Below are 12,286 nucleotides of genomic sequence, written 5' to 3'. Positions count from 1 at the left end.
AATTGGAGTTCCCATGGCAGCAAAATCCGTCCTCGACCAGATCATTTCCCTCGCCAAGCGCCGGGGATTCGTTTTCCAGGCCGGTGAAATCTATGGTGGCTCCCGTTCTGCCTGGGACTACGGGCCGCTCGGCGCCGAGCTCAAGGAAAACATCAAGCGCCAGTGGTGGCAGTCCGTGGTCCGCGGCCGCGAAGACGTCGTAGGCCTGGATTCCTCCGTCATCCTTCCCCGCCAGGTCTGGGAGGCCTCCGGCCACGTCGATGTGTTCTCCGATCCGCTGGTGGAGTGCCTGTCCTGCCACAAGCGCTACCGCGCGGACCACCTCGAGGAAGAGTACGAGGAGAAGAAGGGCCGTCCCGCCGAGAACGGCCTCAAGGACATCGCCTGCGCCAACTGCGGCACCCGCGGCCAGTGGACTGAGCCGCACGAATTCTCCGGGCTGCTCAAGACCTACCTTGGCCCCGTCGCCAGCGAAGAAGGCCTGCACTACCTGCGGCCCGAGACGGCCCAGGGCATCTTCGTGAACTTCGGCAACGTCCTGACCACCTCGCGGAAGAAGCCGCCTTTCGGCATCGGCCAGATCGGCAAGTCCTTCCGCAACGAGATCACGCCTGGCAACTTCATCTTCCGCACCCGTGAGTTCGAGCAGATGGAGATGGAATTCTTCGTCGAGCCCGGCACCGACGAGCAGTGGCACGAGTACTGGATGAAGGAACGCATGTCCTGGTACACGGGCCTGGGCATCCGCGAAGAGAACCTGCGCTTCTTCGAGCACCCGCTGGACAAGCTCAGCCACTACTCCAAGGGCACCACGGACATCGAATACCGTTTCGGTTTCCAGGGCTCGGAGTGGGGCGAGCTCGAGGGCATTGCCAACCGCACCGACTTTGACCTCTCCACCCACGCCAAGGCCTCCGGCGCGGACCTGAGCTACTTCAACCAGGCCACCAACGAACGCTACACCCCGTACGTGATCGAGCCCGCCGCCGGCCTCACCCGCTCGTTCATGGCCTTCATGATCGATGCCTACACCGAGGACGAGGCCCCCAACGCCAAGGGCGGGGTGGACATCCGCACCGTGCTCAAGCTCGATCCGCGCCTGGCGCCGGTGAAGGCGGCCGTGCTGCCGCTGAGCCGCAACGAGGACCTGTCCCCGAAGGCCAAGGACCTCGCAGCGCAGCTGCGCAAGAGCTGGAACATCGAGTTCGACGACGCCGGCGCCATCGGCCGCCGCTACCGCCGCCAGGACGAGATCGGCACGCCGTTCTGCATCACCGTGGACTTCGACACGCTCGAGGACCAGGCCGTCACCATCCGCGAACGCGACACCATGAGCCAGGAACGCGTCTCCCTGGACAAGGTGGAGGGTTACCTGGCCGCACGGCTGATCGGCGCCTGATCATGGCCATCGCATACCGGGAATGGCGGGAAGGCGACGACCTCGCCCTGCTGGAGATCTGGGGCGGCCCTGAGACCGTCCAGGCCGGACAGTTCCGCGGCACGCTGGCGCCCTCGGGCAACTCGCCGTGGCGCCGCTGCATCGTGGCCGAGGACGTCGTGGACGGTGTCGCCATTCCTGTGGCGGCCGCCGTGGTCCACGAGGCCTCGCTGCATCCGGAACGGCTCTGGGCGTATGTCGAGGTCGCCCGGGACCACCGCCGCGCCGGCCTCGGGTCCACGCTGCTGACCATGCTGCGGCACGAGGCCGCCCAGGCGCCGTCGGGCGTGTCCAGACTGCGCTGCAAAGTGGAGCCGGGCACCCCCGGGGCGGCGTTTGCCGAGGCCGCGGGCCTGGCCCCGATCCAGCGTTCCCGCCTCGTTGTCGTTGACCCGGCACCGCTCAAGCTGCCGGTGTTCGGCGACGGGTCGGAGTCCGCAGCTACCGACCAGGTCGAAGACCTGGCCACAGGCTCGGTGGAGCTCAGCGACGTCGTGGGACGCTACTACACCGCCGTGCACGGCTGGGACAGCCCGGGGGAGCTGAGCGTCGCCGCGGTGCAGCGCCTGTTCCTCGATGACCTCAGCGGCGCCCACGGAGCGATCGTGCTGCGGGCGCCCAAGGCCAGCGCCTTCGGGCACGGCATTGCGGCCAGCCGCAAGGGCCGGCTGGAGGGGTTCGCCATCAGCTACGCGGCGGCAACTCCGGGGGCCGACGGCGGCGCCGATGCAGGTGCCGGCGCCGGCGGCTCGGCCGGGCCCACTGAGGTTTTCCTCGGGCACGAACCCAAGCTCGGCGTGGACGAAGCCCGGGCCGCCGTCCGGGACCTCCTGGCCCTGATCGCTTACCAGCACCCGGTGATGCTCGAACTGGACGACGCAATGACCGCCCTGCGCACCGTCGTCGAACCGCTGCTTGAGAGCGGCAAGGCCCACGTCCAGGGCTCGGAAACGCTCGTGGTCTCCGACCCGGCCTAGGCTTCACCCCGACTGACCCGCAGCTGTGGCCGTATAAAGCTTGATAACGGCCACAGACTGCGGGTCAGTCTGCGTTAAGACACAGTTGTTGGGGGCGCAGTTATTTGGGCATCACCGGCGGCACGAAGTCGAAGGTCATGCCCAGCAGCCAGACAAGCAGCAGGACCACTGGCAGGTGGAAGACGAACTGCAGGAAGGTGAAGCCCACCAGGTCCCGGGCGCGCAGCCGCAGCACCGCGAGCAGCGGCAGCATGAAGAACGGGTTGACCAGGTTCGGCAACGCCTCGGCGATGTTGTAGATCTGCACGGTCCAGCCGAGGTTCATCTGCACGTCGGTGGCCGACTGCATCACGTAGGGCGCCTCCACCAGCCATTTTCCGCCGCCGGAGGGGACCAGGATTCCGAGTACGGCCGTGTACAGGGCAATGACGACGGCGAAGCCGCCGCCGCTGCCGATGTCCGAGAAGAACGCCGCGAGGTGCGTGGAGAGGCTCATGCCGCCGGTTCCCGTGGCCTTGGTCAGGATGGCCGCCATCGCCGCGTAAAGCGGGAACTGCACGAGGATGCCCGCGGTGGCCGGGACGGCCTTCGTGACGGCCTGCAGGAAGTTCCGCGGCGTCCCGTGCAGAACCAGGCCCAGGATGAGGAACACCAGCAGGTAGCCGTTGAGGCTGCTGACCACGCTGAGGAACGGCTTGGTGAGGAACTGCGAGACGAGCCAGCCGAGCGTGAGGACGCCGGCCAGGATCGGCAGGACCCGGCTGTATTCGAGCCATTCGCCCGGCCGGGAACGCGGCGCGGACTCTGCCGGCTCATCGTCCAGGTCCACGCCCAGGTCCTCTGCGGTGCGGATCGAGCCGCCCTGGGGTGCGGAGAAGTGCGCAATCACGGTGGTGAGGGCCATCAGGATGGCCAGCGTCAGCAGCGACTGCCAGGTGAAGATCGTGGTGCCGAAGTCCAGGATGCCCGTGATTTTCAGCAGCGCCGGCGGCAGCGACGCGGCCGTGGCCTGCAGCTGCGCGGCAGAGGAGGACAGCCCCAGGGCCCAGACGGCGCCGAGGCCCATGAAGGCCGCCGCGCCCAGGGCACGGTAATCCACCGTCAGGTCCTTGCGGCGGGCGATCGCGCGGGCCAGCAGCCCGCCAAAGATCAGGCTGAGCCCCCAGTTGAGGAAGGACACGGACATGGCCAGCACGGCCACGAAGCTCACCGCGGTCCGCGCGGTTGACGGCACCAGGGCCAGCCTGTTGATCAGCCTCGCGACGGGCGGGGAGGTGGCTACGACGTAGCCGGTGAGGACCACCATGGCCATCTGCAGGGTAAAGGCCGTCAGGTCCCAGAAGCCGTTGCCGAACGAGTCAGCGATCGCCTGGGGCGTGGCGCCGATGGCCAAGGCGGCCACCGCGATGATGACTACGCCGGCGAGGGCGAAGATGTAGGCGTCCGGGAACCACCGCTCCGTCCACGCCGCCATTCGTTGGGCTATCCGGGCGAGACCGCGTTCTTCGGTTCCGCTCTTGGTCACGACTGTGCTTGCCACAGGTGTCCCTCTCCATTGAGTGCTTTTTGTACCCCATGGAGTTTAGTCAAGACGATAGCGGAAGTAGGGCTTATCGGCGCCGGGCACCCGCGCGCCGGGGGCCGTCGGCCTCGTCGAGGCGGCGTCGTTCCTCCTCCGTCGGGGCGCCTCCGCCGAGACCTGCCGGCATCCACCAGGCCCCGGGGGCCGGTTGCAGGGGGAAGTCGGCGATGCCGGCGTCGATCCCGTCCTGCAGCGTCTTGGCCAGGCGCGCCGTCGCCGTCCGGGCGTCGTCGGCCGGGTCCGGGAGCGAGCCGGGAAGGATCGGCTCGCCGACGTGGATGCGGACCGGGGCGCGCCAGGCGCGCCGCGGCGAGAAGGCATGGTGGCGGGTCATCAGCCGGTGGGCGCCCCAGATGGAGACCGGGATGATCGGCACGCCGGCCTCGGCGGCCATCCGCACCGCACCGGTCTTGCATTCGCGCACCGTGAAGCTGCGGCTCACGCCGGCCTCGGGCAGGACGGCGACGTATTCGCCCTCCCTCAGCCGGGCGACGGCGGCGTCGTAGGCGTGTGCTCCCGACCCGTACCCGACAACCACATGTCCGGCGGCGCTGACCGCGGGGCCGGCAAACCAGTGGTCGGCGGCGCCCTGCGTGACGAGGAAACGCAGCTGGGCCCGGCTGTGCCACCACAGCAGCATCTCGGCAAAGGCAAAGTCGAGGTAGCCGAAGTGCGTGATCGCGACGACGGCGCCCCGGCCGGGCACCACCGGACGGGACGGGGCTCGGGTGGATGCGCCGCGGGGTGATGCGCCGGGCGGCCCGGGTGGCGGCAGATGCTCCCGGCCCGTGACGAGGACACGGATCCGGAACAGCCAGCGCAGCGCCAGCCCGGTGCGGACGATGAAACGGTAGAACCGGTCGCTGGGCTCCGGCCGCCACTTCACGGGCCGCCAGCCCAGCCCATACCGGGCACCTCCCGGGCCCCGCATGTCAGTGTCCGCCCACCCGCCGCCGGGGCGGCCAGGGCAGGAAGCCGGAGGTGGATTCGATGTATTCCTTGTAACCGGGACGGGCGGACATTGCCTTTTCCGTCAGCGGCTTCCCGGTCTTGCCGGCAAGAGTCCAGATCATCAGGGCGGGGGAGAGGATGGTCAGGACCCCCGGCCAGGAATCGGCGGCCACGAGGAAGAGCCCTGCCCAGACGGCGGCGTCGCCGAAATAGTTGGGGTGGCGGGTGTAGCGCCACAGGCCGGTGTTGAGGACGGTGCCGCGCCTGGCGGGATCGGCCTTGAACTGCGTCAGCTGCCAGTCGCCGACCGTCTCGAACACGAAGCCTAGGATCCAGAGCAGGACGCCGGCAAAGGCCACCCAGCCCAAGCCTCCCGTGGCGAACATGCCGATCTGGATGGTGAGCGAGACGAAGAACATCACCAGCCCCTGCGGCAGGTAAACCCGCCGCAGGGCATAGACGTTGCGTGATCCGGGCGCCGCGGAAAGCATGTCCACATAGCGCGGGTCCTCGTGGCCGCCGCGCGCGCGTGCCCCGATGTGGACGGCGAGGCGGATGCCCCACACCGCGACCAGGGCGAGCAGCAGCAGCCGCCTGCCGGCGTCGCCGTATCCGGCGGAAAGCCCCCAGGAGATGCCGGCCACCACCACGAAGCCAAGGCCCCAGACGGTGTCGATGACCGAGTGCCGGTTCTGCCGCACGGCGACCGCGAAGGTCACCGCCAGCAGCACCACGAGTCCCGCGATGACCCATGGCAGGCTGGCAAGGAAAGCGTCGAGCGGGAACGGCGGCATCACAACACCACCGGCATACGTGTTCCGGCTGCCGGCGGGGCGCTGCCGAGGGCGCCGCGCAATGCGTCCCTGGCGCCGGAGATCTCGGCGCCCGTTGCCTCGCCGAAGGCATCCAGGACGTAGCCGTTCGCCAGCACGTTCCACAGCGCCAGCCGGCGGACCATGAAATGGCCGGCAGCCTTGAGCGAGACGTAGTCAACGGACGCGGCGACGCCCTCGGCGCGCCGGGCATAGTCCAGGGATTTCGCCGGGCTGGTCCAGCGGTCCTCGGTCCCGTGGACGATCAGGACCCGGCGGCCTGCGACAGGCTGGACCGAGGTTTTGTGATTGAGCCACGGGGCGAGCGCGACGACGGCCTCGACCTGCGGGGTGTCGGCCACGCACAGCGCCGTGAGACCGCCCATGGAGTGGCCCAGCAGGTACACCGGCACGCCGGGATGTTCCTGGTTGATCCGGGCGAGCGCCCAGCGGGCATCGTGAACGGGGGACATGTCCTCCCCGTTCCAGCCACGGTACCGGTTGCGCAGGGTCCACACGGCCAGCCCATGCGGGCCGCCCTGCCTGTGAAGCGCCCGGGCGAAAGGCACCATCCGGGCCGGGCTCAGGTGCCGGCCGCGGACGGCGTCATAACTGTCGGCCCGCCCGCCGTGCAGGATCAACGCGACTCCGCGGGTCTCCCCGGCGGCTTCGGCGATGGTCAGCACGGCTTTGGCGGCAGGCCCGGAACGGCCCGCCTCCGGCTCGCGGTCGTCGAGTTTGCGCATAGCCACGTGTGTGTCCTTCCGGTCCTTCGTCCGTCAATTACCAACCATAGGTTGCGGCCCTCTCCCGTCAAGACAGGTGGTCCCCTAGTGTGCATTCGGAGCCGGCGCCCCCGGTGATGGGTGCGGCTTGCCGTGACCCCTTGACGTGGGAATCCGGTAAGAGTAGGCATGTGCAGGTAAACCTCCGGACGCCACGCCGGCTGGGAGCGCAGAGGACCGTCCGGTCGAATCTCACGACGAAATCGACGGTATAGAAAATGAACGGAACACAGTTCGATAGCCTGCGCGGGCAAGTCCGCGGACAGATCATCACGCCCGGCGACGCCGGCTACGACGCGGCACGTGCGGTCTTCAACGGCATGATCGATAAAAGGCCGGCAGCGGTGGCCCAGGTATCCCAGGTGGCCGATGTCATCTCCTGCGTCAACTTCGCCCGGGACAACTCCCTGGACTTGGCGGTCCGCGGTGGAGGACACAGCGCCCCGGGCTTTGGCACCTGGGATGACGCCCTGGTCATCGACTTCTCCAACATGACCGGCGTCCGGGTCGATCCCGCAGCCGCGACGGCGCGCGCGGAGCCGGGTGCGACGTGGGCCGACTTCAACCACGCGACCCATGCCTTCGGGCTGGCCACTCCTGGCGGCATTGTCGGCTCGACCGGGATCGCCGGGCTGACCCTCGGCGGCGGCATCGGGTACCTGAGCCGCAAGTACGGCCTCAGCTGCGACAACCTCCTCTCCGCCGACGTCGTCACGGCCGAGGGCAAGTTCCTTACCGCCAGCGAAAGCGAGAACGAGGACCTGTTCTGGGCGCTGCGCGGCGGCGGCGGGAACTTCGGCGTCGTGACGTCGTTCGAGTACAGGATGCACCCCGTGGACATGGTCCACGCCGGCATCATCATTTACCCCATCGAGCATGCTGAGACGGTGGCAAGGTTCTACCGGGACCACATGGCCAGCGCCCCCGAAGAGTTTGGCGCGTTCCTGGGCTTCCACCAAGGTCCGCCAGTTCCGTTCCTGCCCGAGGAGTGGCACGGCAAACCGGTGTGCGTCGTCGTCGGCATGTGGACCGGCGATCCGGCGGAAGGTCCGGCACGCTGGCAGCCGTTCCTGGACGCCGCGCCGGCGGCGGGATCCATGGTGGGGCCGATGCCGTACCCCGCCTTGAACACGGCTTTCGACCCGCTGCAGCCCCCCGGCATGCAGGCCTACTGGAAAGCGGATTTTCTGGCCGAGCTCAACGACGGCGCCATCGCCGCGCACATCGAACACGGCAGCAAGGTCCCCAGCGTGCAGACCGCAGTACACCTCTACCCCATCGATGGTGCGGTCCAGCGGGTGGGCGCCACGGACACGGCGTTCGCCAACCGGAACGTGAAGTTCTCGCCCGTGATCGCGGCGCAGTGGCTGGACCCCGCGGAAAACGAGGCAAACATCGCGTGGGTACGGGACTACGCGGCCGCCCTGCGGCCCTATTCGGCTCCCGGCGGCTACATCAACTTCATGGACGGGGATGATCTGCCCAGGATTGCGGAGAACTACGGGGAGAACTACAAGCGGCTGAGGGAGGTCAAGGCCAAGTACGATCCGCAGAACCTCTTCCACGTCAACCAGAACATCGCGCCGGCGTAAGCGCGGCGCCATCGGTCCGGGGCGGCCCCGCCCACGCCGTAGAGTTTTCGGCATGAGGTTGAACTGCTGATGGGCGTCGGACACTCGCACTCCCATAACCAACATCCGGAGCCCACGCCTCAAATGCTGGCGGCGCGGAAGAAGGCCAACTGGATCCTGGCTGCCATCCTGATCCCGCTGACGCTGCTGACCCTGGCGGCCATGGCCTTCATGTGGCCGTCGGGGAGCAAGGAAGGCATCACGCTGGCCAGCCCCTACGCGACGGCCCCGGGAGTGACGTTTGATACCGGCAAGATCCAGCGGGTCGTCGTCGGCAGCTGTTCGGATGTCCAGGCCGGCGGCGACGCCGCGGCCCAGCAGGACACCCCCGGTTCCGGCACCGCGCCGCAGCCCCCGAACGCGGGCTCGCAATGCACGTTCGCCTACACCGAGCCGGACAAGGGCGGCAACCCGGTGAAGGTGGTCATCAACCCTGACGTCGCGAAGTCCCACGGCGTGAAGCCCGGGGACAACATCCGCTACCTGAACCTCTCGAAGGTGCAGGGCGCCGCGGGCCAGGGCGCGCCGGCCTACGTCTTCGTCGACTTTGTCCGGACCCTGCCCATCATCTTCCTGGCCGTGCTCTACGCCGTCGTCGTGATCGCCGTGGCGCGCTGGCGCGGCCTGCGGGCGCTGATCGGACTTGTCGGTGCCTACGTCGTGCTTGTCTCATTCATGCTGCCCGGGCTGGTCGAGGGCAAGCCGCCGCTGCTGCTGGCGCTCGTGGGATCCACGGTGATTATGATCGGGGTGCTCTACTTCGCCCACGGCTTCTCCGCCCGCACGTCGACGGCGCTGCTCGGGACGATGTTCGGCCTCGCCATCACAGCGCTGCTGGCGGCCTGGGCCACCGACGCCGCCAACCTCGCCGGTGTGGGCAGCCACGACGCTGCCACACTGACCAACATCTCGGACAACATCTCGATCTCCGGCATCATCCTGTGCGGACTGATCATTTCCGGGCTGGGCGTGCTCAACGACGTCACCATCACGCAGTCCTCGGCCGTCTGGGAACTGTGGGAACTCGCCCCCGAAACCAGCGCCCGGCAGCTCTTCACGTCCGCCATGCGGATCGGCCGGGACCACATCGCCTCCACCGTCTACACCATCGCCTTTGCTTACGCCGGCGCGGCCCTGCCGGTGCTGATCCTGGTCATGCTCTACGAGCGGCCGCTCGGGGACGCCCTGACCAGCGCCGAGCTCTCCGAGGAAGTCATCCGCACCCTCGTCGGCTCCGTGGGACTCGTCCTGGCCGTGCCGGTCACCACCCTCATCGCTGTGCTGGTGGTCAAGGCCACCGGCATCAGGGGCGGTGTGGTGGCAAGGGTCGCATCGGAAAGGACTCAGCCGGAAGGGACCGTGCCGGGTCGGACGCAACCGGAACGGGGCCGGCCGGAACGGATCGGGCCAGACACGGGCGGGCCGGATCGGGCCGGGTCCGAATCGGGCGGGTCCGACGGCGCCGGTGCTGCCACGCGCCGCGGGCGGCGGGCCGCCCTGCGGGGCTGACGGGGGATCTGCCGGCACCCGAACGCTGCCGTAGAGGGGAGATTTCCACATAGCCGGAGCGGGACCGGGCCGATTTGCCCGCCTTTGAGACAATGGACGGGTGACTGTTGTAGCAACCCCTCCCGCCCCCAAGCTGGAACTCCCGCCCCTGAAGCTGGGCCCGATCACGGTGGACACCCCCGTGATCCTGGCTCCCATGGCGGGCATCACCAACTCCGCCTTCCGCAGGCTGTGCCGTGAATACGGCGGCGGCCTGTATGTGGCGGAGATGGTCACCTCCCGCGCCCTCGTCGAGCGCACGCCGGAGTCGCTGCGCATCATTTCGCACGACGACGACGAAAAAGTCCGCTCCGTCCAGCTGTACGGCGTGGATCCCGTCACTGTCGGACAGGCCGTCCGGATGCTGGTCGAGGAGGACCGGGCGGACCACATCGACCTCAACTTCGGCTGCCCCGTGCCCAAGGTCACCCGGCGCGGCGGCGGATCGGCCCTGCCGTGGAAGATCGACCTCTTCACCTCGATCGTCCAGACGGCGGTGAAGGAAGCCTCCAAGGGCAACGTCCCGCTGACCATCAAGATGCGCAAGGGCATCGACGAGGACCACCTGACCTACCTCGATGCCGGCCGGATCGCCCGCGATTCCGGCGTCGCCGCCGTCGCCCTTCACGGCCGCACGGCCGCCCAGTTCTATTCCGGCCAGGCCGACTGGTCCGCCATCGCCCGGCTGCGTGAGGCGCTGCCGGACATTCCCGTTCTCGGCAACGGAGATATCTGGTCCGCGGAGGACGCGGTCCGGATGGTCCGCGAAACGGGTGTGGACGGCGTCGTCGTCGGCCGCGGCTGCCAGGGCAGGCCCTGGCTGTTCGGCGACCTCATGGCCGCGTTCGAAGGCAGCGACCAGCGGCACCGGCCGGACCTGCGCCAGGTGGCCGAGAGCGTGTACCGGCACGCCGAGCTCATGGTCGAGACGTTCGGGGACGAGGGCAAGGCCCTGCGCGAAATCCGCAAGCACATTGCCTGGTACTTCAAGGGCTACGTGGTCGGCAGCGAACTGCGGACCAAGCTTGCGCTCGTCACCAGCCTGGAGGTGCTGCGCGGGACCCTGGACCAGCTGGACCTCGACTCGCCGTATCCCGGAGGCGACGCCGAGGGTCCGCGCGGCCGCGCCGGCTCGCCCAAAAAACCGGCACTGCCGAAGGACTGGCTGCTGAACCGGACGCTGGACGACGCGCAGACCCGCGACATCTCCTTCGCCGAACTGGACGTCTCCGGTGGCTGAGACCCGGACCACCGCCCCCGTCCTGGACGGCTACACCTCCCGCGACTGGGCCCGCTGGGTCGAGGAGCCGCCCAAGAGCACCTACCGGTCGGATTTCGAGCGTGACCGTGCACGGGTCCTGCACTCCTCGGCGCTGCGCCGGCTCGGCGCGAAGACCCAGGTGGTGGCCCCGGATACTGACGACTTCGTCCGGACCCGGCTCACCCACAGCCTCGAAGTTGCCCAGGTGGGCCGCGAACTGGGCCGTGCGCTGGGCTGTGACCCCGACGTCGTGGACACCGCATGCCTCAGCCATGACCTGGGCCACCCGCCTTTCGGCCACAATGGCGAAGCGGCCCTCAACGAGGTGGCGCACGGGATCGGGGGCTTCGAAGGCAACGCCCAGACGCTGCGGCTGCTGAGCCGGCTGGAGCCAAAGGTCCTGGCCGCCGACGGCCGGCCGGCCGGCCTGAACCTGACCCGGGCCAGCCTCGATGCCGCTGCCAAATACCCGTGGTCCGCTGTGAACGCCCCGGTCATCCACGGGGAGCGGACCAGCAAGTTCGGCGCCTACGAGGACGACCTCCCCATTTTCGACTGGATCCGCGACGGCGCCCCGGAACGCCGGTCCTGCCTCGAAGCGCAGGTCATGGACCTGGCGGACGATATCTCCTACTCGGTGCACGACGTCGAGGACGCGATCGTGGCAGGGCATTTCCAGCTGCGCTGGATGGACAACCCGGACCACCGCGCCCGCGTCGTCGGCTACGCCAAGCAGTGGTATCTGCCGCACAACGATCCCGCCGCGATCGACGCCGCTCTGGCCCGGCTGGAGGCCACGGACGTCTGGGTGCGCGAGGCCGACGGCAGCCGTAAGGCCATGGCGGCGCTCAAGGACATGACCAGCCAGCTCATCGGCCGCTTCTGCCAGAGCGCGCTGGAGGCCACCCGCACGGTCTACGGCCCGGAAAACCTGACCCGTTACAACGCGGAGCTGATCGTCCCGGATGAGACCGTCATGGAAATCGCGGTGATGAAGGGCCTGGCCACCACCTTCGTGATGACCACCGAACACCGGCAGCCCATCTATGAGCGCCAGCGCGAGGTCCTGCATGCCCTCGTCACTGCGCTCAGCGCCACGGGGGACCGCCACCTGGAGCCGATGTTCGCCGCCGACTGGCTCGACGCGGGCGACGACGCCGCGCGGCTGCGCGTCGTCATCGATCAGGTCGCGTCGCTGACGGACGGCTCGGCGCTGGCCATGTACGAGCGTCTCGTGGGCAGCCTGCCGTCGCTGTGGTGAGGGCCACCATGGCCGGCCCGTCGGCGTCGTACCCGGGGAC

At 68.7% G+C, this 12,286-nt stretch carries 10 protein-coding genes; 6 read left to right on the top strand and 4 right to left on the bottom strand.

From position 1 onward, the window contains the following. The first annotated feature begins 13 nt into the window (after positions 1-13). Together C566_RS0111900 and C566_RS0111895 are read left to right on the top strand one after the other, a co-directional pair. Positions 14-1,399, top strand: coding sequence for a glycine--tRNA ligase (locus C566_RS0111900; protein ID WP_018774570.1), 1,386 nt, complete (start codon positions 14-16; stop codon positions 1,397-1,399). A 2-nt stretch (positions 1,400-1,401) separates the two neighbouring features. Further along, positions 1,402-2,415, top strand: coding sequence for a GNAT family N-acetyltransferase (locus C566_RS0111895; RefSeq protein ID WP_018774569.1), 1,014 nt, complete (start codon positions 1,402-1,404; stop codon positions 2,413-2,415). A 100-nt stretch (positions 2,416-2,515) separates the two neighbouring features. Here the strand turns inward: C566_RS0111895 and C566_RS0111890 are convergent, their stop codons facing one another. From C566_RS0111890 to C566_RS21405, 4 genes are all read right to left on the bottom strand, one after another. Further along, the gene (locus C566_RS0111890) at positions 2,516-3,955 is read right to left on the bottom strand and encodes a short-chain fatty acid transporter (RefSeq protein WP_081627324.1); all 1,440 of its coding nucleotides are present in this window, start codon (positions 3,953-3,955) and stop codon (positions 2,516-2,518) included. A 70-nt stretch (positions 3,956-4,025) separates the two neighbouring features. Beyond that, positions 4,026-4,883, bottom strand: coding sequence for a lysophospholipid acyltransferase family protein (locus C566_RS0111885; protein ID WP_018774567.1), 858 nt, complete (start codon positions 4,881-4,883; stop codon positions 4,026-4,028). A gap of 46 nt (positions 4,884-4,929) precedes the next feature. After that, positions 4,930-5,742, bottom strand: coding sequence for a DUF1295 domain-containing protein (locus C566_RS0111880; protein WP_018774566.1), 813 nt, complete (start codon positions 5,740-5,742; stop codon positions 4,930-4,932). Further along, positions 5,742-6,506 (bottom strand): alpha/beta hydrolase, encoded by a 765-nt coding sequence (locus C566_RS21405; RefSeq protein ID WP_018774565.1) that lies wholly within the window; start codon positions 6,504-6,506, stop codon positions 5,742-5,744. Before C566_RS21405 ends, C566_RS0111880 begins: the two co-directional genes overlap by 1 nt. A 257-nt stretch (positions 6,507-6,763) precedes the next feature. Between C566_RS21405 and C566_RS0111870 the strand changes: the two genes are divergently transcribed. The 4 genes from C566_RS0111870 to C566_RS0111855 all read left to right on the top strand — a co-directional run bounded on the left by C566_RS0111870 (position 6,764) and on the right by C566_RS0111855 (position 12,246). Continuing rightward, the gene (locus C566_RS0111870; protein ID WP_018774564.1) at positions 6,764-8,137 is read left to right on the top strand and encodes an FAD-binding oxidoreductase; all 1,374 of its coding nucleotides are present in this window, start codon (positions 6,764-6,766) and stop codon (positions 8,135-8,137) included. Between the two features lie 69 nt (positions 8,138-8,206). Continuing rightward, complete coding sequence (locus C566_RS0111865; RefSeq protein WP_026266626.1) at positions 8,207-9,685, top strand: YibE/F family protein; 1,479 nt, start codon at positions 8,207-8,209, stop codon at positions 9,683-9,685. A gap of 100 nt (positions 9,686-9,785) precedes the next feature. After that, positions 9,786-10,964: a tRNA dihydrouridine synthase DusB gene (dusB, locus tag C566_RS0111860; RefSeq protein WP_018774562.1), complete on the top strand. Its 1,179-nt coding sequence runs from the start codon at positions 9,786-9,788 to the stop codon at positions 10,962-10,964. Beyond that, entirely contained in the window at positions 10,957-12,246 is a 1,290-nt protein-coding gene (locus C566_RS0111855; RefSeq protein ID WP_018774561.1) for a deoxyguanosinetriphosphate triphosphohydrolase, read from the top strand. Before dusB ends, C566_RS0111855 begins: the two co-directional genes overlap by 8 nt. Positions 12,247-12,286: the final 40 nt, after the last annotated feature.

It is taken from the genome of Arthrobacter sp. 131MFCol6.1, from assembly GCF_000374925.1.
Lineage (GTDB): Bacteria > Actinomycetota > Actinomycetes > Actinomycetales > Micrococcaceae > Arthrobacter.
The sequence above is the reverse complement of the archived record's forward strand: the minus strand, read 5'-3'. Positions and strand labels throughout refer to the sequence as shown.

Coding starts and splice junctions, on each gene's coding strand:
- C566_RS0111900 (WP_018774570.1), top strand. CDS start 14: ATGGCAGCAAAATCCGTCCTCGACCAGATCATTTCCCTCGCCAAGCGC.
- C566_RS0111880 (WP_018774566.1), bottom strand. CDS start 5,742: ATGCCGCCGTTCCCGCTCGACGCTTTCCTTGCCAGCCTGCCATGGGTC.
- C566_RS0111870 (WP_018774564.1), top strand. CDS start 6,764: ATGAACGGAACACAGTTCGATAGCCTGCGCGGGCAAGTCCGCGGACAG.
- C566_RS21405 (WP_018774565.1), bottom strand. CDS start 6,506: ATGCGCAAACTCGACGACCGCGAGCCGGAGGCGGGCCGTTCCGGGCCT.
- C566_RS0111865 (WP_026266626.1), top strand. CDS start 8,207: ATGGGCGTCGGACACTCGCACTCCCATAACCAACATCCGGAGCCCACG.
- C566_RS0111895 (WP_018774569.1), top strand. CDS start 1,402: ATGGCCATCGCATACCGGGAATGGCGGGAAGGCGACGACCTCGCCCTG.